Source organism: Chitinophagaceae bacterium C216 (assembly GCA_028485475.2).
GTDB lineage: Bacteria > Bacteroidota > Bacteroidia > Chitinophagales > Chitinophagaceae > Niabella > Niabella composti.
Window position 1 is genome coordinate 488,081 of record CP144143.1, and the last position, 24,631, is coordinate 512,711.

The 24,631-nt window shown below is 40.5% G+C and carries 18 protein-coding genes; 3 read left to right on the forward strand and 15 right to left on the reverse strand.

Annotated features, from left to right (window positions below; all coding sequences use genetic code 11):
• The first annotated feature begins 67 nt into the window (after window positions 1–67).
• A complete protein-coding gene (gnd, locus tag PIECOFPK_RS01985; RefSeq protein ID WP_409966396.1) occupies window positions 68–1,522 on the forward strand; it encodes a decarboxylating NADP(+)-dependent phosphogluconate dehydrogenase in 1,455 nt (484 codons plus the stop codon).
• Window positions 1,523–1,605: 83 nt separating this feature from the next.
• On the opposite strand, the gene PIECOFPK_RS01990 is transcribed toward gnd, so the two are convergent.
• The 4 genes from PIECOFPK_RS01990 to radA form a co-directional block, all read right to left on the reverse strand.
• Window positions 1,606–4,542, reverse strand: a complete 2,937-nt coding sequence (locus PIECOFPK_RS01990) for a M16 family metallopeptidase (protein WP_409966397.1) — start codon at window positions 4,540–4,542, stop codon at window positions 1,606–1,608.
• 155 nt (window positions 4,543–4,697) lie between these two features.
• Window positions 4,698–5,219: a glutathione peroxidase gene (locus PIECOFPK_RS01995; RefSeq protein WP_409966398.1), complete on the reverse strand. Its 522-nt coding sequence runs from the start codon at window positions 5,217–5,219 to the stop codon at window positions 4,698–4,700.
• A 74-nt stretch (window positions 5,220–5,293) separates the two neighbouring features.
• Window positions 5,294–6,001, reverse strand: coding sequence for a ComF family protein (locus tag PIECOFPK_RS02000; RefSeq protein WP_330974679.1), 708 nt, complete (start codon window positions 5,999–6,001; stop codon window positions 5,294–5,296).
• Window positions 6,002–6,037: 36 nt separating this feature from the next.
• On the reverse strand, window positions 6,038–7,429 hold the full coding sequence (radA, locus tag PIECOFPK_RS02005; RefSeq protein ID WP_330974680.1) for a DNA repair protein RadA: 1,392 nt from the start codon (window positions 7,427–7,429) through the stop codon (window positions 6,038–6,040).
• A gap of 553 nt (window positions 7,430–7,982) precedes the next feature.
• Between radA and PIECOFPK_RS02010 the strand changes: the two genes are divergently transcribed.
• Complete coding sequence (locus PIECOFPK_RS02010) at window positions 7,983–8,669, forward strand: zinc metallopeptidase (protein ID WP_330974681.1); 687 nt, start codon at window positions 7,983–7,985, stop codon at window positions 8,667–8,669.
• A gap of 64 nt (window positions 8,670–8,733) precedes the next feature.
• Here PIECOFPK_RS02010 and PIECOFPK_RS02015 read toward each other — a convergent pair whose 3' ends face one another.
• The 7 genes from PIECOFPK_RS02015 to PIECOFPK_RS02045 form a co-directional block, all read right to left on the reverse strand.
• Window positions 8,734–10,026 (reverse strand): Na+/H+ antiporter, encoded by a 1,293-nt coding sequence (locus PIECOFPK_RS02015; protein WP_409966399.1) that lies wholly within the window; start codon window positions 10,024–10,026, stop codon window positions 8,734–8,736.
• A gap of 110 nt (window positions 10,027–10,136) precedes the next feature.
• Complete coding sequence (locus PIECOFPK_RS02020) at window positions 10,137–11,411, reverse strand: hypothetical protein (RefSeq protein ID WP_409966400.1); 1,275 nt, start codon at window positions 11,409–11,411, stop codon at window positions 10,137–10,139.
• Between the two features lie 179 nt (window positions 11,412–11,590).
• Window positions 11,591–13,108, reverse strand: coding sequence for a glucose-6-phosphate dehydrogenase (gene zwf, locus PIECOFPK_RS02025; RefSeq protein ID WP_330974684.1), 1,518 nt, complete (start codon window positions 13,106–13,108; stop codon window positions 11,591–11,593).
• Between the two features lie 118 nt (window positions 13,109–13,226).
• Window positions 13,227–13,802 carry a DUF4256 domain-containing protein gene (locus PIECOFPK_RS02030; RefSeq protein WP_409966401.1) on the reverse strand — a complete coding sequence of 192 codons (576 nt, stop codon included), beginning with the start codon at window positions 13,800–13,802 and terminating at the stop codon, window positions 13,227–13,229.
• 127 nt (window positions 13,803–13,929) lie between these two features.
• Entirely contained in the window at window positions 13,930–14,532 is a 603-nt protein-coding gene (locus PIECOFPK_RS02035; RefSeq protein ID WP_330974686.1) for an alpha-ketoglutarate-dependent dioxygenase AlkB family protein, read from the reverse strand.
• Window positions 14,519–15,379, reverse strand: coding sequence for a bifunctional helix-turn-helix domain-containing protein/methylated-DNA--[protein]-cysteine S-methyltransferase (locus PIECOFPK_RS02040; protein WP_330974687.1), 861 nt, complete (start codon window positions 15,377–15,379; stop codon window positions 14,519–14,521). Before PIECOFPK_RS02040 ends, PIECOFPK_RS02035 begins: the two co-directional genes overlap by 14 nt.
• Before the next feature lie 67 nt (window positions 15,380–15,446).
• Window positions 15,447–15,869 carry a discoidin domain-containing protein gene (locus PIECOFPK_RS02045; RefSeq protein WP_330974688.1) on the reverse strand — a complete coding sequence of 141 codons (423 nt, stop codon included), beginning with the start codon at window positions 15,867–15,869 and terminating at the stop codon, window positions 15,447–15,449.
• Between the two features lie 182 nt (window positions 15,870–16,051).
• Between PIECOFPK_RS02045 and PIECOFPK_RS02050 the strand changes: the two genes are divergently transcribed.
• Window positions 16,052–17,269, forward strand: coding sequence for a hypothetical protein (locus PIECOFPK_RS02050; RefSeq protein ID WP_409966402.1), 1,218 nt, complete (start codon window positions 16,052–16,054; stop codon window positions 17,267–17,269).
• A 42-nt stretch (window positions 17,270–17,311) separates the two neighbouring features.
• Here PIECOFPK_RS02050 and PIECOFPK_RS02055 read toward each other — a convergent pair whose 3' ends face one another.
• The 4 genes from PIECOFPK_RS02055 to PIECOFPK_RS02070 form a co-directional block, all read right to left on the reverse strand.
• Window positions 17,312–17,617, reverse strand: a complete 306-nt coding sequence (locus tag PIECOFPK_RS02055) for a hypothetical protein (protein WP_330974690.1) — start codon at window positions 17,615–17,617, stop codon at window positions 17,312–17,314.
• 467 nt (window positions 17,618–18,084) lie between these two features.
• Complete coding sequence (locus PIECOFPK_RS02060; RefSeq protein ID WP_409966403.1) at window positions 18,085–19,224, reverse strand: hypothetical protein; 1,140 nt, start codon at window positions 19,222–19,224, stop codon at window positions 18,085–18,087.
• A gap of 151 nt (window positions 19,225–19,375) precedes the next feature.
• Window positions 19,376–22,105, reverse strand: coding sequence for a TonB-dependent receptor (locus PIECOFPK_RS02065; protein ID WP_409966404.1), 2,730 nt, complete (start codon window positions 22,103–22,105; stop codon window positions 19,376–19,378).
• 297 nt (window positions 22,106–22,402) lie between these two features.
• A complete protein-coding gene (locus tag PIECOFPK_RS02070; RefSeq protein ID WP_409966405.1) occupies window positions 22,403–24,145 on the reverse strand; it encodes a DUF4091 domain-containing protein in 1,743 nt (580 codons plus the stop codon).
• Between the last annotated feature and the right edge of the window lie 486 nt (window positions 24,146–24,631).

Genomic DNA, 24,631 nt, shown 5'->3' on the forward strand with positions numbered 1-24,631 from the left:
CATGTAAGTTTGAGCACTTTATTTTTATTGATAAAAAATTTTATATCACATTTAACCTCTTCAAACTATGGCGCAATTATCAGATATAGGTGTTATAGGCCTGGCAGTAATGGGTGAAAACCTTATTTTGAATATGGAAAGCAAGGGTTTTCGCGTTACTGCCTACAATCGTACAGTAGATAAAGTTGACAACTTCATAAACGGAAGAGCTAAAGGAAAAAACATACAAGGAGCTCATTCCATAGAAGAGCTAGTAGCCTCACTGAAAACACCACGTAAAATTATGCTAATGGTAAAAGCCGGCAAGCCCGTAGATGATTTTATCGACTTGCTATTACCACATCTTGAAAAAGGTGATATTATCATAGACGGAGGCAACTCTCACTTCCCCGATACCGAAAGAAGGGTGAAGTATGTAGAAAGCAAAGGCTTATACTTCATCGGTACCGGAGTATCGGGCGGTGAGGAAGGTGCTTTGCTGGGGCCCTCCATCATGCCCGGCGGCTCTAAAAACGCATGGCCTGAGGTAAAACCTATCTTTCAAGGCATCGCGGCTAAAGTTAATGACGGATCTCCTTGCTGTGACTGGGTAGGAGACGGTGGTGCAGGACATTTCGTGAAAATGGTACATAATGGTATTGAATATGGCGATATGCAGCTGATTTGTGAAGTATATCAAATCATGAAAGACCTTTTAGGCATGTCGACCGATGAAATGCATGAAGTGTTTAAGGAGTGGAATGAAGGCGAGCTTGACAGTTATCTTATTGAAATCACCCGTGATATTTTAGCATATAAAGAAAACGGAGAACCGCTTATTGATAAAATCCTAGATACAGCAGGACAAAAAGGCACCGGTAAGTGGACCGGAACCGTAGCTCTGGAGCTAGGCATTCCCCTCACATTAATTACCGAATCAGTTTTTGCAAGATGTTTGTCTGCAATCAAAGACGAACGCGTTGCAGCATCTAAAGTGCTTACGGCTGGTCCAAAACCAACATTTACCGGTGATAAGAAAAAATTCATAGAACAGTTACGTGATGCATTATATTCCGCCAAAATCATCTCCTACGCACAGGGCTACCAGATGATGCGTGCTGCCGCCAAAGAATATGGCTGGGAACTGAATTACGGCAATATTGCCCTGATGTGGAGAGGTGGCTGTATCATTCGTTCGCGCTTCTTGGGCAACATCAAAGAAGCATTTGATAAGGATCCCAATTTGGTAAACTTATTGCTCGATCCTTATTTCTCCGAAAAAATGCAAGCTTGTCAGGAAGGTTTAAGAACTGTTACTGCAACAGCTATGTTAAACGGCATTCCGGTTCCTTGTCTGAGCGCTGCCATTAACTACTATGACGGCTATCGCGCAGAAAGACTGCCAGCCAACCTGTTGCAAGCACAGCGTGATTATTTCGGAGCTCACACTTATGAAAGAGTAGATCAGCCCCGAGGTCAATTCTTCCACACCAACTGGACAGGAAGAGGCGGGGATACAGCTTCTACCACCTATGTGGTTTAATAGTATTCAGCTTAGTTGTCCCCATAAAAGAACGGCCCTTTGCTTTAAGCAAAGGGCCGTTAACATTTTCACATTACTTTTTATTAATATCCAAAGAGTTCTTCCAAACTTACCACTTTCACAGTTCCATATTTTGAAAGTTCCTCAGGCCTCATGTTTTTTTCGCTTCCGATGATAGCAAAGCTATATGGTTTATTAGCCAGATAATTGTTGTGGAACGATTTGATGTCCTCAAATTTTAATTTTTTTAGCTTCTCGTATTTTGCCTTGCGAGGATCATCATTAAGACCTTTACGCTTGGTAGCCAGATAAGAGAACAGAATGTCGGTCTTTTGAATACGCTCCGTTTCAATATCTTTTAAAGCACTGACACGCCCATCCTCAAAAGACTTTTCATTTTCCGGAAGCTGATTTAATAACTCATTCATTGCATTTACCGCTTCTGGCAATTTATCAGCCTGGCTACCCACATAGGCCACTATATAATAGGGGTCTTCTTTTTTGGAAGGTGTTGTTACACGTGCATATGTAGAATAGGCCAATGCTTTGGATTCCCGAATGGTACGGAATACCAACGAACCCATACCGTATCCGAAATAATTATTGAACAAATCCACTACCGCCTCTTTATTAAAATCATAAGGAGCCAAATTGCGCACCCAAGTCATTTCGGCCTGCACCATGTCGTAATAAGCCAGAAATACTTTATTCTCAGTTTGCTCTGCACGAGTGAATTTTGCTTTAGGTGGTACTGTAGCCCATGATGCAGGTTTGGGATGAGCTTTTCTAATATGTGCCGTCAAATCAGCGGTAGACATAGGGCCATAATACATCACTTGCGGCTTGAAGCTGGGTAGGCTATGTATAATTTGTACCAATTCTTCAGCGGTAAGATTATTTAGCTCCTCATCACTTAATGTATAATTAAATGGATTTGAAGGTCCATATAATGCGTAATTGTTCAAACCTTGTAAAATGCTACTCTTATTGGTTTTGGCATTAGCACGAGATTTCTGCAGGCGATTCTTCAGCTCAGCGAGCGCCTGTTCATTGGGTTTACAGTTTCTGATAAGATGCTCTAATAACTGCAGCGATTTTTCAAAATTCTCGTTCAGGCCGCTTAGCTGTATGTAAGAATCCTCTGTTCCGCTTCTTACCGAAAAATTAGAAGCTAGTTGATAAAACTCTTTAGTAATCTCTTCCGCAGAATACTTATCTGTACCCAAATATTGCAAATAGCTCAATGCAATGGGCAGTTTTTTGTTATTCCAGCTTCCCATTTCGTACCGAAAATACAGATCGAAAAGACTGTTTTGCTTATTAGGTACATACAGGAGCTCCATATCGTCTATCTGCCCTTTCTGCAAATCGACATTAAAATCCAGCCATCTAGGAGTAATAGATGAAAGGGGCATACTATTGATTTGCTTCAAAAAGTCGGATTGCTTATCCGGATTGGTTTCAACAGGAGTAATAGGCGGTTTTTCTACCTTTACGATACTTTTATCCTCCCCTTTTCTTTTATAAATTACTACATAATTATCGTCTCTGAAGAATTGATTAGCGTAATCAACAATTTCTTTTTTAGTTATTCGCTTCATTTCATCCAGCTCTGTCACGCGAATATTCCATCCGCTTCCTTTGGTTTTAATAAAATTATCCACCATTAAGCTGGTACGATATACATTGTAGTCCTGAGCCTCAAGTTCGCTAAGCTTATAGTTGGCAATTATGGCATCTAAAAGCTTATCATCGAACTTACCTTGCTTTATCGAGTCAATCTGTGCGAGCAGTAAGGCTTTTACTTCGTCTAAAGTCTGCCCTTGTTTGGGTGATGCATAGAAAGTGAATACTCCATAATCTTTGTATTGACGAATACCGCAGCCTGCTCCCAGTACTTTTTGTTGCTTGTTAAGATTAAGATCCAGCAGTCCGGCTTTACCATTAGCCAGTATACGATCGATGGCTTTTATAAGCAGATCTTCTCTAGTACCGTATGGCCCGGTTCGAAAAGCAATGGTCAAGTTTTCTGCGCTGGGACCAAATACTTCTTTTATCACTGGCCCTTTTATAGGCTGCTCAGGACCGGGGTTATATTCTTTTACAGGCTTCGGCCTCATATAGCTGAAGGCCTTATCAATTTTCTTGATCAACTCATCCGGGTCAAAATCTCCGGCCATAATCACAGCCATATTATTGGGCACATAGTATTGTTGATAGTATTCTCTAATGGCTTTTAACGAGGGATTTTTCAGATGCTCAATAGTGCCAATGGTGGTTTGCTGCCCGTAGTTATGAGTAGGAAAAAGTCCCGCGTGCACCGCTTCCGATACTTTCCAGGAGTCATTATCCAGTGTGCGATTTTTTTCTTCATACACAGCTTCCAACTCGGTATGGAAAATACGAAGTATGGGATTGCGGAAGCGTTCTGCCTGTACAGCAAGTAGACGATCTACCGCGTTGGAAGGAATATCCTCATCGTAAACAGTTTCCTCCACCCATGTATGTGCATTGGTACCCTGCGATCCCATAGCTTTCATCATTTTATCATATTCATTAGCTATGGCATATTTAGCAGCTCGCCCCGATACTTCGTCGATTTGTTTGTATATAGCTTTGCGCTTTGCCGAATCTGTGGTATGATTGTACAGCTCGTAAAGTGCATCAATACTGTCTAGAAGCGGTTTTTCTTTAGCCCAATCAAGCGAACCAAACTTATCGGTTCCTTTAAAGAGCATATGCTCTAGATAGTGTGCCAATCCCGTATGATCCTTGGGATCGGTATTACTACCGGCTCTTACGGCCATACGATAGGTAATGCGAGGCTCCTTTTTATTGGGACTCAACATAACCGTAAGACCATTGGATAAAGTGTAGATACGAACATTCAATGGATCGCCTTCCACATACTTATACGTGTAATTGCCGGATTTACCTTCTTTCCAAACGTATTTATTTTGAACCCACGCAGTCTGGTATAAAAAGGTAAACAGTAAAAGAAACAGTGTGCCTTTTTTCATGTATATATGTTTATGCTCTTTAATAGTTGCCTTAGTGCCATACACCCTTCTGAAGATTTTATTCTCCGTTCTTAAAAAGTGTAGGTACGCATAGATTTATGCATTTTAGTTTTTAGGTATAGATTATCGGGGTTTTTCTTAAAGGCTCTGAATATTTAGTTTAAATACTTCAGAATATCCTTACTCATAGGTTTGGTTCTTGGAGAAAAAGTGGCAATTAACTCACCCTTTTCGTTAATTAAGAACTTGCCAAAATTCCAAGTAACTGGGTTTTCCAAATTTTTTTTCTTTGCCTCTTCTATCAAATATTTATAGATGGGTGCTATATCATTTCCTTTTACAGAAATCTTAGCAGCCATAGGAAAAGTAACGCCGTAGTTCTTTTTACAAAACTCCGCGATCTCCTCATTAGTACCAGGCTCCTGCTCGCGGAAGTTATTCGCAGGAAATCCTACCACCACCAGTTTGTCTTTATGCTTTTTATACAACAGTTCCAGCTCTTCATACTGCGGAGTAAGGCCACATTTGCTAGCTGTATTGACGATCAGAATTTTTTTTCCTTTAAAATCTGCAAAATTGATAGTGCCCCCGGTAAGACCATCCACTTTAAAATCATATATCGACCTTGCGATAAACAGGGCGCCGGCTAATAACAAACAAACAAGTACGGTTTTCATAAAAATTATCTTTAGCCTCTTACCTAAGAAGCGGTGAAGTTGAGATTATAAAGTTAGGAAACAAATCCCATTTTTTAAATATATGATGCATAGCATAAAGTTGCAATACTTAGTTGCACTCCTTTTGCTGTATACAGCGCCTCGGCGCAGGCTTCTATAGTGGCCCCTGTAGTAATCACATCATCTACCAGCAATACATGTTTACCTTCCAAAACAGCAGCATTTATAAGACTAAATTTCTTGGACATATTTTGCCAGCGTGCTATCCGATCTTTCTTTGTTTGAGTATCCGTAGCTACTACACGTTGTACTGCATTCTCAATAACAGGTTTATTTAACACCTGAGCAATGGCATCACATAATACTTTTGCCTGGTTGTACCCTCTTTTACGCTCCCGGCTTTCATGAAGCGGCATTGGAATCAAAATATCTATATCATCAAAGCGCCCGCTATGCAAAAGTTGATGCCCCATTATTGTCCCTAACTGATGACCAATATCTTTGATTCCTCTGTATTTAAACTGATGCATCATGCGCTGCAATGAAGCGTTCTTATGAAAATAAAACTGTGCCGTAGCCCGCTCAAATCGTACTCTACCTGCCAGGATTTTCTCCACAGGATTGTTAATTTGAACTTCAAAGTGGGTTACTGGCAATTGATGTAGGCATTTAATACATAACCTGCTTCCCGAAGGCAGCGTATCTGTACCACAACCGGCACAGATGTGCGGATAAATAAGATGCAACACTGCATCGCCAATGGTGCGCATCAGCGTTTTCATAGTCTACAAATTTTCACAACACGTTTGTGGAAGTATCTAAAATAGATATTGATAGATTTCTTCCACTCGTCCCATTGCTACTACTTCTATATTAAACTTTGCCTGATTTTGGCGTATCGATTGGTTATATTTGGATACAATGATTTTTTCAAATCCCAGCTTTTCGGCTTCAGCAATGCGCTGGTCCACCTTATGCACTGCCCTTATTTCGCCACTCAAACCCACTTCTCCGGCAAAACAGATGTTCTGCGGGAGCGGTACATCTTCGTATGAAGATAATAAAGCACATAATACCGCAAGATCGATGGAAGGGTCCTCTACCTTAATGCCTCCGGCTATATTTAAAAATACATCTTTTACACCGAAATGAAAGCCGCCACGTTTTTCCAACACTGCCAGCAGCAACTGAAGTCTGCGTAAGTCGAACCCAGTAACCGTACGTTGTGGTGTCCCATAAACAGACTGTGTCACTAACGATTGCACTTCTATCAACAATGGTCGAGCACCTTCTATGGTGGCTGCAATGGCAATACCGCTTAATTGCTCTTCTTTTTGCGTAATAAGTATTTCGCTGGGATTGGTAACTCCACGCATTCCTTTGTCGGTCATTTCATAAATACCCAATTCGCTAGTGCTGCCAAAGCGATTTTTAAGTGTACGCAGAATACGGTAAGCATAATGCCGGTCGCCTTCAAACTGCAACACCACATCTACCATATGTTCCAGTATCTTAGGGCCGGCGATACCTCCTTCTTTGGTAATATGTCCTATGAGAAATACAGGGGTGTTGGTTTCTTTGGCATACCGTTGAAATTCTCCAGCACATTCTTTAATCTGAGAGATGCTGCCCTGCGAAGAATCGATCAAGGGCGATTGTAACGTCTGCACCGAATCCACAATAACAATATCAGGCTTTAGCTTCTTGATTTCCTGAAAAATAACCTGTGTAGAAGTTTCGGTAAGCAAAAAGAAATGATTTTTATCCAAGGATGCATTGCCATTGAATAAACGGTCGGCCCGCATCTTTATTTGTTGCTCACTTTCTTCGCCACTTATATAAAGTACTTTATAGTTCGAGAGTAATAAGCCATTCTGTAAAAACAGGGTGCTTTTTCCGATTCCTGGTTCGCCGGCTACCAGTGTAATACTGCCGGCAACAATGCCTCCTCCCAAAACTCTATTTAGTTCTGTATCTGGAGTGATAATACGTTTTTCTTCGCTACTTGTAACTTCAGATAAAGAAACAGCTTTGCTTGTACGATTTTTAGTAGATGATGTATAGTCGCTCCAGTTTTGTTTTCCGTTGGTCTTTTCAATGACTTCTTCCACAAAACTATTCCATGTTCCACAAGCCGGACATTGCCCCAACCATTTCACACTTTCATATCCACAGTTTTGACAAAAGAATGATTTCTTTATTTTACTCATCCAACAAAATTAACGAATAGGGTAGGTATTGAAGGATTTGTTGCCTGAGGGAATTAAGAAAGACTGAAACTTATCTAATAAAAAGAGAACAACGTTTAAGATCTGACAGATTTAAAAAGATAAATATCACACAGGAAGGAAAGTAAAGAAGTCCCCACAATTCAATTATCAATAAAGACAATAAGGAAGGATATATATAAAAGAAAATGGCGCTATTGTTTTCCCTTACATAGAAAGCTGCTAAAAGTAAAAAGGCCTCGCTAACGCTCGGCCCTTTTACTTACTAACCCATTAAATTCTGCTACTAAGGTACAAATTGAGATTAAGATTAAAAAATGAAATTCTCCCTTTTCAGCTTCAGTCTGCCTCAAATTGCTTTAGAAAAAAGGCCGATAACGCTCACAAAAAATTGATTTTCATCTATTAACAAATAATACCGTTTTGGCTAAAAATCTCTTAAATTAATTCGTTGCATGACAAAAAGTCGCATTTTTAATGTAATTTGCGTGTGGCGTCTTATTTGATTATCAAAAGTTAAAATTCTGTTTGTACTATGACTCCATCAATTTTCCTAGTATCGATGATTTTTGTGGGAATCAGTATGGTTGTATCCATGATTCTGAAGAGTAAGTTTAATAAGTACGCCCGCATTCCGTTATCTAATGGGATGAGTGGCAAGGAGATAGCCGAAAAAATGCTGCGTGAAAATGGCATATATGATGTTCAGGTAATTTCCACACCCGGCTTTCTTACCGACCACTATGACCCTACTAAAAAAACGGTAAATCTGAGTCCTGAAGTATACGAAGGTAGAAGCGTTTCGGCAGCAGCTGTGGCTGCTCACGAATGTGGACATGCGATACAGCATGCTACAGCTTATACACCACTGGAAATGCGTAGTAAATTGGTACCAGCGGTACAATTTTGTTCCATGATTGTAAACTGGGTATTGTTAGCCGGTCTAGTGATGGCCGCTTCTGGAAATACCACTTTATTGCTGATTGGAATCCTACTGATGGCTGTGACCGTATTGTTTAGTGTAATAACCTTACCGGTGGAGTTTGATGCCAGCCGAAGAGCTCTCGCTTGGTTGCAGGGGACCAATGTTACTACTACTCAAGAATACCCCATGGCTAAAGATGCTTTAAAATGGGCTGCAACTACTTATGTGGTGGCCGCCTTGGCAGCCGTAGTAACCTTGGTTCAATATATTATGATTTATCTGGGAAGAAGAGATTAATTAAGAATAATTATTATACAAAAGAATAGTGCTTGTACAAGCACTATTCTTTTTTTATATATGCTTATTCCAATTCGTATCGTTCTTCACTTACTACGGTCGGTTTATTCCATTCACGCGCTTTCTTCACCACCCAAGGCAGAGTGATGCCCTGTCCCAATAAAGAAAGCAACACTACAGAAATAGCAATAAAAATAATTTCATTCCGCATTGGGAAAGGAGCATCATTATCTAGATATAGTGGCAATCCCAATGCTATAGCCAAAGAAACAATACCACGCATGCCAGCCCAAGCGATTATCAAACTGGTTTGAGAATCTAGCAATGCATCTTTACTTACACGACGCCAGCGATATTTACCCATATAGGACTTGCGCAAACTACGTTGCTGCAAATACACATGTGCCCAACGAATAATGAAAGTAGCTACGGTAATGATGGCTGCAATACCGATATAATGCCAGATATGCGTTTCATGTATTTTTCTTAATATCCAAGGAAACTCCAACCCTATCAACACGAATATCAGGCCATTCAGGAGGAAGATTATAACATCCCAAAAATGACGAGAGCGTTGTTTTAATGCTTCCGGGAAATTAGACTTACTTAAACGTGACATCTGTAAACCTAGTACCACAACAGCAATCACACCCGATACATCAAAATGTTCCGCTACCAAATAAGTAACAAAGGGCATCAGCAAAGTGAGGCTGATGACCAACATATCGTTATCCCGGAAATAATACAATACTTTTTCCAGTAGTTTTGAAATAATCCGCCCTATCAAAAAACCTCCCGTCAATACCAATACAAAATCCAGCAATGCATCCCACCACACAAAGGCAACGCCCGTTACGGCGGCTACTGCAAATCGATAAGCTACTAACGCCGAAGCATCATTCACCAAGCTTTCTCCCTCCAGTATAGAAACCGTTCTGTGCGATAATCCTAACCCTTTAGTAATGCCTATTGCAGCCACCGCATCTGTTGCAGAAAGTGTGGCCCCTAATACAAATGCTACAGGCCAGGTAAGAGAAGGTATCAGACAATATGCTACAATGGCAATGCCTGCCGTGGTAATAAATACTAATCCTATTGCCAATGTGCTAATCGTACTAATATGTGTACGAAAATCCTTGAATGAGATATTAAAAGCCGCATCGTACAATAATGGAGGCAGAAACAAAAGCATGACAACTTCTGGATTCAAATCCATCAGAGGCATTGCAGGAATAAAACCCAAGACCATGCCTACTACAATTAAAAATATAGGGGAAGGTATTTTAAGTTTCTCCGCAAAAGCCGATGCTCCTAACATCAGCGACATGATGATAAGAATAACCGTATAATATTGCATATAAGAAGTGGTGAATAAGGCTTTATAAGTAAAACTACAATAATTATTTTGCTTAAAAAGAAAAAGTAAACCGTAAAATAGTAGAATAGCTTCTTAAAAGCTGATGAAGCCTAACCCAGCATTTCTTTATCTTCTTCTAATAAAAAATTATTGAACATCTTATCATCAATGCTCTGATATAAATCCTTTACAGAGCCAAAACCAATCGCATCCTTCATTTGGCCGGATTCAATTGTTTCAGAAGCTTTGCGCACCATATTTTTTCCGTACTGATCTTTGATGGTATACATTACTTTTCGTAATCTGTCCGCCTGCATTTTATTATCGAAAAGACCATACTGCACTTCATCCGAAGCTATAAAATTACCAACTACAACACCCATATCCATCATATCATTACGCAATACTCTCAAGCCACCATATTTTTCATATTCGCTGATACGATGTTCTATATATTGAAGTATCTCCATCGCATCCTGCAGGGGCTGAAGCAGTTTAATATGTACTTTCCACTCGGGTGCATTGTAATAATGAGCGTAAAAACTAAGTTCGCGGCAAAAAACATTCTGTTTTACCATTCGTTGTTCCAGCCAAGTACACAACGAAATCAGCATAGAGCGTAAAGCTTCATAACTGGAGCGGTTTTTTAAAGAAAGGCTGCGCATCGCACTCATATGCTTATAGTCCGAAGTATAGAGATCTACTTCCTTAAAGTGCAACCGATAATACCAATAGTTGCCTACCACACCTCCAAACACTTTTCGCAACAACGATTCCGAGGCGTTGCGTAGTGCTATGGTGGTATAAACTCCTGCTCGATTCAAACGCTGCGCGCTACGCTCACCGATGCCGGGAATATCCGTAAGCTTTAAGTGGCTCAGATAGCCATCTACATTCTCCGGTGTAATATGAATCAATCCATCGGGTTTTTGAATTTCCGTAGCAAGCTTGGCATAGAACACATTGGCAGCAATACCTATAGAGCAAGTTATGTAAGTACCGATTTTTGTACGAATATCCTCTTTAATTTGTTGGGCCAAGGCCATTACATCTTTATATACGTAAGTATAATGCGTGAGGTCCACAATAGCTTCATCAATGCTTTTGGGGATCACATGTTTTGCATCGCAATAAGAACGCAAAATATTCATAATCTCTACATGAATGCGGCGATAATAAAAGGGTCGTGTGGGTACCATGATGAAATCGGGACAGAGAGCTTTGCACTCGGATGCATGCATGCCCGTTTTGATACCCATAGCCTTAGCTTCCCGCGAAGCGGCAATGACCACCGCATTCGGCCCCTCGTAGGGACATACACCAATGGGCTTTCCGCGCAAATGCGGCTGCAGCTGCTGCTCGCAGCTGGCAAAATAGCTGTTCATATCTATATACATAATCAATGAACGGCCATTTCCATGCAACGAATTTGCGTTTCTTCGAAAAGACACCACTGCCATATACCAAAAATACTAAAAATTTTAGCATTTTGCTGCAAAAAAGAGCTTCGGAACGAAGGGGTTCTGAAGCTCGTATATGTTATTACAACTGTTGCGAAGACCTCTTATTGTCGGGGCGGCAACATAATCCAGTTCCTGCCATCTCTGGCAATCAATGCCTCGGCATCTTCCGGTCCCCAGCTTCCGGGCGCATAATTGGGGAAATCTACCGGAGGTCGTTGTTCCCATGTCTCCAAAATAGGCTCGATTACACGCCAAGCTATCTCCACCTGATCACCGCGCATATACTGTGTAGGATTACCAATCATAGCATCCAGCAGCAATGTTTCGTAAGACTCCGGCTGTTCTTCGTGATAAGTGTCTTTATAATTGAACACCATGTTTACCGGATTCAGCGACATGGTCTGGCCTGGACGTTTGGCCTGAAAACGGAGCCGGATATCCATTTCGGGCTGAATGCTCATGGTAAGCCTGTTGGCGCGCCAAGTTTCTGAAGCTTCGGGTGGAAATGCATATTTAGGCGCATCCTTAAATTGTATGGTAATAAGAGTGGTTTTTTCTTTCAAATATTTACCAGTACGCACATAAAACGGAACGCCCTGCCAGCGCCAGTTATCGATATAAAACTTTACAGCAGCAAAGGTTTCTACCGGAGATTGCGGATCTACGCCTTTTTCTTCGCGGTAGGCTTTTACTTGTTTGCCCTGTATCCAGCCAGCGGAATACTGACCGCGTACGGCGTATTGCTGAACTTCTTCTTTTTTTATCCGACGAATGGCGTTGAGAACATCGGTTTTTTTATTTCTGATTTCATCCGCTTCAAATGATACGGGCGCTTCCATGGCTACCATACACAACAGTTGCAGAATATGGTTTTGTACCATATCTCTCAAAGCACCAGATCGCTCATAATACCCGCCCCTGTCTTCTACACCTACAGTTTCGGCTGCGGTAATCTGTACATGGTCGATATAGTTACGATTCCATATAGGTTCGAACAGGGCATTGGCAAAACGAAATGCCAGAATGTTTTGTACGGTTTCCTTCCCCAGATAATGATCGATGCGATAAATCTGACTTTCATCAAACATATCTGTGAGCAGCTTGTTGAGTTCCTGCGCGCTCTTCAAATCATGTCCGAAAGGCTTCTCTACTACAATGCGCAGTTTTTCTTTCTCTTTATTCAGCTGTAGATTATACAAATTAGTGGTAATTTCCGGAACCAGCTGCGGAGCTACCGCTAGGTAGAAAATTACATGTGCCGACAGTCCCCACTCTGCTTCATAATCGGCAATGATTTGTTTGATGGGCAGATAAGACTCGGGGCGATCTACATCCATCCGCAGATAAGAAATATGCGCAGAAAAACTTTCCCAGCTACCCGGAGGATTCTCCTTACGACGGGAAAACTTTTTTATACCGCCTAATAAATGTTCGCGAAATTTTTCATTGCCGTAATCGGTGCGCCCGGTGCCAATAATGGCAAACTTTTCCGGCATAAAGCCATCTATACTCAGATTAAACAAAGCCGGAGTTAATTTACGCTGATTCAAATCGCCGCTGCCGCCAAATATAAATAGTATGGTAGGTTCGGGCTTCTTACTGTTATTATTCTTTTGCATAATATCGTTTATCTTTTAATTCTCTTTGCCAAGCATTATAGCGGCCGTGCAAAAGTAGCTGTCCGCAGGGAATTTGAAAAATCTGCTAAACAATGCTTGCAAACTCAATTTTTCATAATCATACATTTATCCATCCTCTGAATCCGCGAGAACTGTAATAGGATGCTGCTCCATTATGATAGGTAAACACTTTGTCATAACGACGGTCGCAGAACAAGGCACCTCCGAGATAACGGATTTCCGGAGGGGTTTTAATCCAGCTCGAAGTTTTTTGGTCAAATTTGCCTAGCTTTTGTAGCTCGCGATATTGTTCCTCGGTCAGTATTTCAATTCCCATAGATTCGGCTAACTCCACAGCACTTCCTTGAGGCTTGTTGGCCTTTCGGGAGCTAAGCGCTGCACGATCGTAACACAGACTCCTCCGCCCATCGGGACTTTCCGCAGCACAGTCGTAAAATATGTAAGCATCTGTTTTCTTATCATATTTTACAACATCCGGTTCCCCACCCGTAATTTCCATTTCATACAATATAGCCAGCTTCTCAGTATTCTTTTCCAGCCTTTCCTGCACCTGTTCCCATTTCAGTCCTTTATGTCGACTCATATTGGTTTCGAATCTTGCCTTTAATAGACTTATCAGCTCATCGCGCTGCTGAGCCGATAATGTTTTTTTATTCTTTTCCGATGAAGCCATAAATAAAAAACAATCAAATAATAAATTTGTTATGCGTGTGATAGAAAGAATACTTTTCCATCACTGCTACAGACGCATAAAGATACTTAAATTCAGTGGGGAGTAAGCTTAATTTGAGGAAAGAAGGTTATTCAATCGTTCGAAATGTTAGATTAATGCGTGGTGTAGTTACTTTTTTAGTTACAGGAAGCCGATGCAGCCAATAGGTTTGTGTAGGGCCGGCCATTACCAGTAAACTTCCATGTTCTAAAATCAAACTTCTTTGTTCTCCTGTTTGAATATGTTTAAAATCGAATCGGCGTGGGGCGCCTAAACTCAGCGAAGCAATAGCTCCATCTTTTTTTAAGTCCTTTTCTGCATCGCGATGCCAGCTCATTCCTTCTTCACCATTGTGATACAAATTCAGCAAGCAAGAATTATAGGTTTCGTGGGTGATGGCTTCTACTAAAGTTTTTAATGCTTGCAACTCTGCTGTCCAAGGAAGCGCATATTTTGTGGTTTTGGAGTAGGTATAGGCAAAAGGCTCCGAACCATACCAAGCTACTTTGCGTTTAGTAACAATGCGCTTTCCGTAAATAACAGCTTCATCATGCTTCCATGCTATGTTTTGCAATAATTGCTGATAATATTTGTCGGCTTCCGGCTTTGAAAGTACAGTGCCGTAATACCGCACCAAGCCTTCTTTTGGCAAAATGTTTTCATGGGTATAGTTTCCTTCAAATAGCTTCATGTTGCGGTTCATTGGTTTTGGATTGTTCCCAGCCAATAATAGCTGCTTTTCGGGTTGCGCCCCACATATAATTGCCTAAAACACCTGAAGAGCGAATCACGCGATGACAGGGGATGAGAAAAGCTACAGGATTGCTCCCTACGGCAGTACCTACAGCGCGCGAGGCATGAGGGTTGCCTATCTGTTGCGCAATGGTACCATATGTGGCCAAAGTGCCCATGGGTATTTTGAGCAAGCTTTCCCATACTTTTAACTGAAAACCGGTACCGCGCAGATGTAATTTTACTTCATGCAATTTGCTCCAATCGCTATGAAAAACCGACAAAGCGTTCTGTTGCAAGACATCTGTCTGCTTTTGATAAGTAGCGTTGGGGAACTTGCTTTTAAGCCTTTCGAAGGATTTTTTTTCATCCTCCTCAAATGCCATATAACAAACCCCTTTATGTGTAGATGCCACAATTACTTTACCGAAAGGGGTTTCGGCAAAGCTATAATTTATGACAAGCTGTGCTCCTCCGTTTTTATATTCGGCGGGAGTCATGCCTTCGATATTTACAAATAAGTCGTGCAAACGACTGGTGCTGGAAAGTCCGGTTGCTATAGCCGTATCCACCAGGCTAGCCTGTTGTTCTTGCAGTATTTTCTTGGCATATTCTACACTGATATACTGTAAAAATTTCTTGGGACTGGTACCTGCCCATTCGGTGAACAACCGCTGAAAATGAGAAGGGCTGAGGTGCACTTTTGCTGCCACTTCATTGAGATTGGGCTGTGATTTAAAATTCTCTCGCAGATACTGTATCGCCTCAGCTATCCTTTGATAATTTATATGAGATTGAACATCCATGGTTCAGATACTTTAATGCAAAGGTCAGCATACCACAACAATTATAAAATCCGATTCTTGCTAAATTTTATTTTTCAAAAAAGTCGAGTTCGGCAATTGCCAATGTGTTATCGCCACCAGCAATTTCCGTGGCGGTAATACGCACATAACGAGCAGTTACGACTTGGCTAAATATATGTTTCCTGGTACTGGGATCATTAATCAGATTGCCGAATTCAAAACTATCGGCCGTAGCCCATGTTCTTCCATCTTCACTTACTTCCACTACACCTTTTGCCATCATACCCTGTGCATGCACTTGCTGTGGCGTATAGGCAAATGCTTTTAAAGAATAAGATGCCCCTAAATCAATAGTGATATAATGTCCATTTCCTGAAGTCCTCGAATGCCACCACGTTTGCTTGTTTTCATCGATGGACATCAGGGCTGTATGCTTATCCTGTTCGCTACTGGTTTTTATAATTTTCCAGTTGTTTTTAGGTATAGTCAACTCTTCGGTTACTGTTTCTCCTTTTTGATCGTTTTTTATAGACGTTTCCGTCCGCTAATGGTTTTATTGCAACAGCAGTTTTAACATTTAAAAAAGTGCCTTCGGAGAAAATGCCGATGACTTTTATGTCTGCCCCAAAATTTAATATTAAATAATTGTTATCCTTTGTAACTTTATAGAAAATGATAAAGGGTGTTTGCACCATATGGTTATTACTGACAAGTATATATATTACAGCAGCGCAAAAAGAGCCAAAGCTTATTGCTTTTGATTTTTATGGAGCTCCGGTGCAATACAGTGTTAATAAAAGCATGTTTCAGCAGTTTAATGATAACGACCGCAGCGGGGCAAATGCTGGCCGGTTTATATCGCTAATGGAAAACGCCGATTTTACGGAAGTTTTTAAAGCGCTGGCCACCTACAGGCTGACACAACAGCCAGATGATTGGATGTACTACCAACTGGTACGCCGTATTGCCGAAACTTTAAGTCCTAAAACAAAAAACTACTGGCAGTACACACTGTACAAATTCTTCCTGATGTATAGATCAGGGTACGATCCTATACTTGCCATTAATCCTTCTAAAATCGTTTTTTTCATACAGTCGGATGACAATATCTATAACATGTTATTCAGGGTAAGAAATAATAAAGCCTATATCTGCATCAATTACCACGATTACGACGGGCAATTTGATTTTGAAAGAGAAGAGTTTGAAGAGCTTTCCCTGCAACAGGATCCTGATATTCCGCTGAAAGCGTTTTCCTACAGAATATCCAAACTGCCCCATTTCAGTAAAAACGATTATGTGGTCAAAAAGCTCAATTTCAGCATGCCTCATAATGAATATTTTTTCAGGATAAAAGTAAATCCCAATGTAAAAACGATATTCAAAAATTACCCGGTGGTAGACTATGATATGCGGCTGAATGTGCCGGTAAGCGAAGAAACAAAAGAATCGCTGCTGCCTCTGCTTAAAAACAAAGTGAAGGCGCTTAGCACTACGGATGGTATTGATTATTTATTGCATTTTGTACGCTATGCCTTCGTTTACGAGCCGGATACAAAAGCCTATGGCACAGACAGAAGATTTACGCCGGAACAAACTTTGCTGGCCGAAAACAGCGATTGTGAAGACCGCGTGAGCTTGTTTTATTTTTTAGTAAAGGAGCTGTACAATCTACCTATGATAGTGGTGGCATATCCTGAACATGTAACTGTTGCCGTAAAATTTGATACTCCGATCGGAACTACTATAGCTTATAATGGCGAACAATACACGTTTTGCGAGCCTACACCACAGGAGGAGGAGCTGAAAGTGGGTGAAATCCCTTTAAAGTTAAAGTATGCACAACAGCAATCATCGATCGTGTATGTCTATATACCCCAACACCTATAACTCTCCTCTTCTGTATATTACCGGCTTTTCAGTATAAAAATACTATTTTTCTTTACGGTAAGAAAAATATGCGCCATCGATCGAGAACGGGGATGATACAAGCCCACTACTATCTACGCCACTCCGTTCTAACAATTCCCGGTCATCATAAATATTTCCGTAAGCCTGTATTAAATGATAGCTGACAGTAGCTGGTATTCCTGAATCGGACAGATTTTGAAAATGCAGTACTACAAAAGGAAGGTTGTTGATAGTGGTATCTTTAAAATCACCGTTAAGTATAATGATACCTGACCCGGTTTTAATTTGTTTAATAAAGGACTGGTCACGGTTTAAAGCAATAGTCATTTCATACCCAATTTCATTCCGGTTTTAACAGGAGTCCAGCCTCCTCCAACTTCCCATAGCGTAAAAAACTCAAGAATATTTTTTTTTGCGGCAATCTCTTCTGCCTCACGCCTATCCGAAGTCCTCTCCGGGACCGCTTTTTACAAGATACAATGAATAGTAGCAAAAATTGTTCTTAAATACATCTTGTAATCATTTTCTCTATATAACGATCTTCTGTTAAAAAGTGCAACAGTTGGCAATATGAAGTTATAGCGCAAAAAGAGGTTGGGGCAAAAGATATTTATAGCGGGGAAAACGGAAAAGCCGAAGAAAATAGTCATTGAACAGGAATGCTCACCTATTTCCAGGCAAATGTTCCAGTTGAACTTTTGATACAGCTCCTTTATATGCTTATAAGAAAACTATCTATAAAAAAAGAGTGATCTTTTATGACCACTCTTTTTATAAATATGATACAGCTTCATTTAGAAATCAGTAAACCCTGTCCAGGCAAATACTGAAGTATTAGCGCCTGTATTAGTTGTATTAGCAGTTACAGTAGCACCAGTTACGCCGGTATTATTCAGTTCTTTACCTGATATCGTAGTAACATCTTTTTTGTACGAGATATTGGTTGCCACGTTAGCAGTACCTTTTCCATCTGTCAGGTCAATAAGGTCTGTAAATTTAGTGCCTTTAATCAAAAGATTAGTAATAGTGGCTGTGGCGCCTCTTCTTATTTTAACGGCATCCTGCATTTCAATATTTGCCGCTTTGCTTACAATGGTAATGTTTTTGAAAGTACCGTTAGACTGGTTTATATCTGCGGGAGTATTACCATCTAAGTTGCCGTCAAACTCTATACCACGAGGATCTTCTTCGTCACTTGTAAATGTTGTTCCCCAAACACCATAAGCATTGTCCAATGTACCGCGCCAGCCTTGTGTTCCATCAAACATATCATCATCAGAATTTACAACCAGTAAATTTTTTACGTTTACAGTACCTCCAAAAAATTCTATACCATCATCAGCAGTATAAGGTATGTAAATGTTTTCGATTATTGTACCGCTGCCCACGGCGTTAAGCGTTAAACCATTGTGTTCAATATTAGCAGAAGATTTTGCACCGGTGTATTCCAAAATCAAATATTGTAGCGTACCGGAATTATCAGCATCATCGCTGCCTCCGTAAGGCACTTCAGGGTTGATTTCGGTAGTACCGGTAGGCGTTGTACCTGAAGGACCGGAAATTTTTGCTTTACCGTTGATAATTAAGCCGCCCCAGTCGCCGGGAGCAGGAGTTGCAGCAGCAGAAGTCATTTTTACAGGTTTATCGGCCGTACCATTTACAAATATCTGACCACCCTGCTCTACAAGGATATATTTGTCAAACCCTTTTTCAGCTTTAATAACGGTGCCGGCAGGAATTCTGAGTTTACCGCCGTTCAATATTTTCACAGTACCTGTTAATGTGTATGTAATACTCGCATCCAGCGTCATATCTGTAGAGATATTTCCACTCAGGTTTTCTGCAGTTGGCTTTAGAGTAGGATCGTCGTTGTCCTTATCACACGATACTAAGAATAAGGCTGCAACAGCCACGCTCAAGAGAATTCTTTTCATAATTTACGTTTTATTGGGCGAAATTATCACAGGTATAACAACAGAATGTTATCACACCATGAACAAATTGTTAACCCTTGATTTAAAATATAATTTCCAAAAAATTAAAAATGAATCATTGTTATTTAAACAGGCACACTGGTGAAATGCACTAAAATTTGTAGGATACCCCTAAATCGAATGTCATACCTTTCTTATAACTGCGTATTATCGCCGCGGGGATATTCGTTTCTGTAGCACCTTTCCTGGTAAGTTTATAATCGGGGTTTAATAAGTTTTTTGCTTTAAAACTGAACCCTAAATGTTTATTAACGTTTATCAGGCTTACAAAATCCAAGGTAGATACACTTTCTTCAATAAGGTTGTTATACCCACGTGTACCTATGGTATGCACTTTGTCGCTTAAATAATTAAACACCAGCGTGGAGGTCATCTTTAATTTATCCGTTGTCAGATTATGCGTTACATCGGCATTTAAAATATAGGGTGCTGCTCCTTCGAGCTGAGACGATGTGTTTTGTACAAAAAATTGTGGGTCCAGCTTTACGTTTGTATAAATATAGGATCCGTTCATGCCTAAACTAAAGCGGTGTTTGTTGGATGCAAGCGACAGTATTTGCTTGCGCAGCTCAAGTTCCACACCGGCAGCAACAGCGTTATCAGATACGTTATCATAAGTTCTTAACCCTGCAGAATTGCCCTGATCCACCCTGGCTATAGGATCCACGATGTATTTATAAAATCCGTTTAAAGTCAGCATTTCACTATTAGAAATATACCAGTCCCATTTAAGGTCAAAGTTGTAATTAGTAGAAACTTCCAGGTTAGGATTACCATTCTCGTTTCCATCAATACCCAAATAAATAAAAGGAGATATTTCCTTATCCTGCGGCAGCGTAAACGTGCGGCTTACACCTGCTCTTAACTGATGCTCGCTGTTTAGTTCATACTTTGCATTTAAACTGGGCGAAAAGAAGAATCCTTCGATGGTGTTTGAGCCTATATTTACTCCGCGGTTTACTTCGTAATTAATTTTGGTAAAAATATTGTCGGCTCTTAGCCCGGCGTTCAAAGTGAGTTTGCCGTTTAGCTGATGCACCAGGTCAATATAAGCTCCATGGTTGTTTCGCTTAACATCGTATTTATCATTGAAATGTTCAACGCGGAAAGAGCCATTGGTTAAGTTTTCCTGATTAAAATATTGATCAAGTTCTATGTTATTCCGGTCAAACTTAGGGGAATTGGCTTGTCCTCCGGCCCATATAAGATTGTATATCGGCGCTGAAAAATCTTTAGAACTGATTCTTCCATCATACCCTAATTCAACATAAGAAACCTTTTCACTGTTAGGTAAAAGTTTATACTGAACATTTACTTTGGGCAGCACAGCTGTTTCGGTTATCATGCTGTTAAACCGCTGGTTTCTGCCTTCTCCTGCCGCCAGTTGTACCATTCCGTTGCCAATGGAAGGAAACATTAGTATTCTGCGATCAGGCTCTTCGCCGGATATGTAGTTGACGCCGGCTCCTATATTATAGGTTAACCTGTCAGAAAAGTTTCCGCTCCACATCAACTGATTAATAAAAAGAGTATTATCATTGATTTGCAGACGCCTGATAAGCCCCTCATAGTTATAGTCCTGTGCTACCTGAAAAATTTCGGATTCTTTACCATAAAAATCTGCCGCATATGCCGATCCTGTATGCATATACATAGAATTATAAAACAGTTTTCCTTTTTCAAAATTGAGTTGCAGATTGCCCATTAAAAGATGAGAAACATTTCTTTCGGATTGCTGATAGGTTAAATCCCTGTATGGATCCTGAGGATTGGTTGCAGTAATAAAGCGTGTTACGCCTTCCTCGTATTGAAAAGTATTGTTCATGGCACCGACAAGATAAAAGCTATGCCGGTTCGAGAATTTTTTCCCGCCGGAAATGGCAATACTGCTATTGATCGGTGTGCTTTTCTTTATAGGATCAAGCGAAGTGTTAAAGGCGGAATAATCTGTAATGAATTGTTGGTCTTTTTGGGCGGGTCCTTTGGAGGCAAAAGAATATCCAAGCTTATTCACACCGTCCGGAAGATAAAAGCTGCTACCCGGTACCTGGCTGTTTATGGAGGATGACAGGCTTACCTGTAGTTCAGACCTGCCTGTAAGTTCTTTAGATCTTATATCAATAAGTGCGCCGCCCACATCACCATTCATAGAAGCTGTAAATACTTTGTTTACCCCTATGGATTGGATCATATCGTTGGTGAAAAAACTCAGTGAAATATTCTTAAACTCCGGGTCTTCGGAAGGAATGGCAAACCCGTTAAGCGTAGTGGAATTATAACGATCGCCCAATCCGCGCACAAATACATTCTTTAATCCATCCTGTTTAGAAACACCTGAAATTTTTGTAACGCCGGTTTCAGCATTGCTGATACCTTTTCGCGAAAGCTCCTGCGCTCCGATAGATTGTATCGCTACTACCGCCTTTTTTTGCTCGGTAAGCAGCCTGGTTTCCGACTCCCGATTGACTTTTGAAGTAACAACAATTCCCTGCAGGGTCTTATTATCTTTTATAAGGTTTATTTCTTTAAAAGCATTGTCCTGATTGTTTATTACCACTGCTTCAGTATAAGTTACGTAGCCAACATTGGAAACGGACAGGTTGTAATTACCGACAGGTATGTTAAAAACAAAACGCCCCAGGCTATCTGTTTGCGTATTGAAAGTGCCAGCGCCTGTTATCGTCAAGGTAGCGCCGGCGACGGGTGTTGCAGAAACTGTATCTTTCACTTGTCCGCTAAACTTAACGGGGCCTTGCGCCTGACCGGCGGTTGCAAAAACAACGAGTACTAACAAAAACAAGCCGGGTAAAATTCTTTTCACACTTTAAATTTGCTGCAAAGGTAAACATGCTGTGTTAACACATTATTACGGCCATATTACCAAATTGTAACGCCAATGTTAGCTTAAGATTAACGAGTTAAAAGAAGTGAATAAATGAATATAGATGAAGGAGGTTCTGCGCTTTACCACACGTTAATTTATTAACCTATCAGCCTTTTTTACCCCCAACCAATATTAAGGAATTATTAATTCCTTTAACTTTAAATAATACTATCCTCTAACGAAATATTTTTGCCATTCTAATTTTTCAGGGTATAGGATCTGTCAGATATTAATTTATTCATTTAACAAATGCTTGTAATGCTCTATCATCTGTCGGGACGATTCTTTTGATAATCGTTCTATTTTGAAAGTTTGCAAAGCAGCTTCCAGTTGGTTTAATTTCGTTGTTTCGCCGTGCTGCTGATACATTTTTCGAAGTTGATTGATTTTTTCAAAATCCTGTATACCTTCTATCAATTTTTCAAAACGAATAGAAGTAAGTGGACCGGGATAAACCTGATAAGTATCGCCCGCCGGCCAGGTGATGAACCGACTATCGGTAAGTGGACTTCTGGTCCAGCTATTAAAAGCCCATCTCAGAAATCCATCCATACGAGTAGCCGCCGTGTACCAACCTGCCCATACCGCTTCATCAGGCGGTGAAAAAGTAAACATGTTGGGGTACTTTTCAGTACAACATACATACCAAGTACTCGCTTTACCTTGTTGTTTACGGCTTCTCAGTATTTCCTCCGGATATTGCCATTTAGAAGCAATGCAGTAATCGAAAATGTCTTTTTCAATTTCGGCATGATAATCTCCGGCCAGTGAAACCTTCCATTCGGGGTCGATGGACTTTAATAATCTAATCACTGCTTGCATGGACTCCATCGGACGTTCATCCATGGCAATGGTAGTAATGTTAAACCATCCCTTTGCTTTTAAATGAGCAGTAAAATCGGTAAGCATGTTGCGCCAGAACTCGTTGTATTCGGGAGTGCCGATTTTACCAGTGAAGACAGTATCTTTTTGTAAAGCTTCGTCATAATACTTAAAAGCTATTTTCCATGGAACCATGCTATAACAATTAATCTGCTTGTTGATACCGCAGCTCATCACAAAAGCAACATATTTATCAAACAGAGAGTAATCGTACTTCCACGTACCATCAGCTTTTTTAGTCCATTGAATCAAACTCGGAAAATCATCATAGGTTTGATGATTCCAGGGTTCCTCTACAATGCTTGCCGTAATAATCTTTTGGCCGGCCTCTGCGAGCATGGTATAATATTTACGCATCAACTCAAAATGCTTATCACTCCAAAGCGACACCTGATGCACGCGCGCAATGGCTGCCGGATGTTGCCAATAATCCAATCTGAACGACCAGTCCTGTGGCGAAGGCAATGTTCGATTGATAACGTTTATAGTAATCGGTAAGCGATAATCTTTATCGGCTTTTACGGTAATGAAACCGCTGTACTTCCCGTTCCGTGCATTGTGCGGAATTTTTATCGATATCCATATAGGTTGTGTATTATAACTTGCTACCGCAATCTGTGTAAGCTCGGTATTGATAATATCTGCCACCCACGAAGAATCAAAATCCATTGACTTACGGCGTCCGCATCCATTGCCGAATTCATCAGTCAGCACGTATTGCACAAATCCCACTGTGATATTTTCACTTTGAATACGATGTCCGGTAGTATGCACTAAATCTTCTGTGGATATGCTCATGCGCTCCAGTTTCTTTTTTGAAGCCACTACAATTTGTGTGTGAACTTTTTCATTCTTCCATGCCGTTGCGCTCCAGCTGTTTTGAAGCGTTTCCAGCGGAGGAATGTCTTGTTGATAACGAATAGCCGTAGTACCAAAACCAACCCACACGGGTTGTTTCAGTTGCTGCCACCGTTGTAAACGAGCTGCTTCCGTAAGTTTTATAGATTTTTGCAGTTTTAGACTCACATCCTGCGCGAGGGCGCCAACGAAAAGATTTAAAAAAATCGTCAGTATCCCGATTTTCAGAATTTTCATGACTCAAAAATTATCGATTTAACAAAGCAATACAGAGGTTGGATGGCTATTCTTCAGGCAATCCAGATCAAATTGAAAGATAGCAGAAATCGTAGGGGCAAAAAAACTTTTACAAGACAAATTACTGTGCTAACGTTTGCACAGTGGGGGCTGCATGTAAATATTTTATATTCCTTCACTTTCATGGATGAACTTTTCTACGCATTTTTTATTTACATAAAAGCACCCCGTTAATCTTATGAAAGCCTCCCTTATCTTCTTTTTTATATACTCGCAAAAAAGAACTTAAAATGCAACTCAGATTTGTAGTAAAAATAGAAGTTCATAAGCAAAACGAACGCCAGAGAGCTGACTATTAAAATCTTTCTTCTTTTTCTGAATTAAAAAAGATGTCTCGAATGTTTAATACAATTGCTCATAATTAATTCAGTAAAGCATCCATTTTATTATTCGATTGATTACTACACAGCATCACCCGGCTCTTGT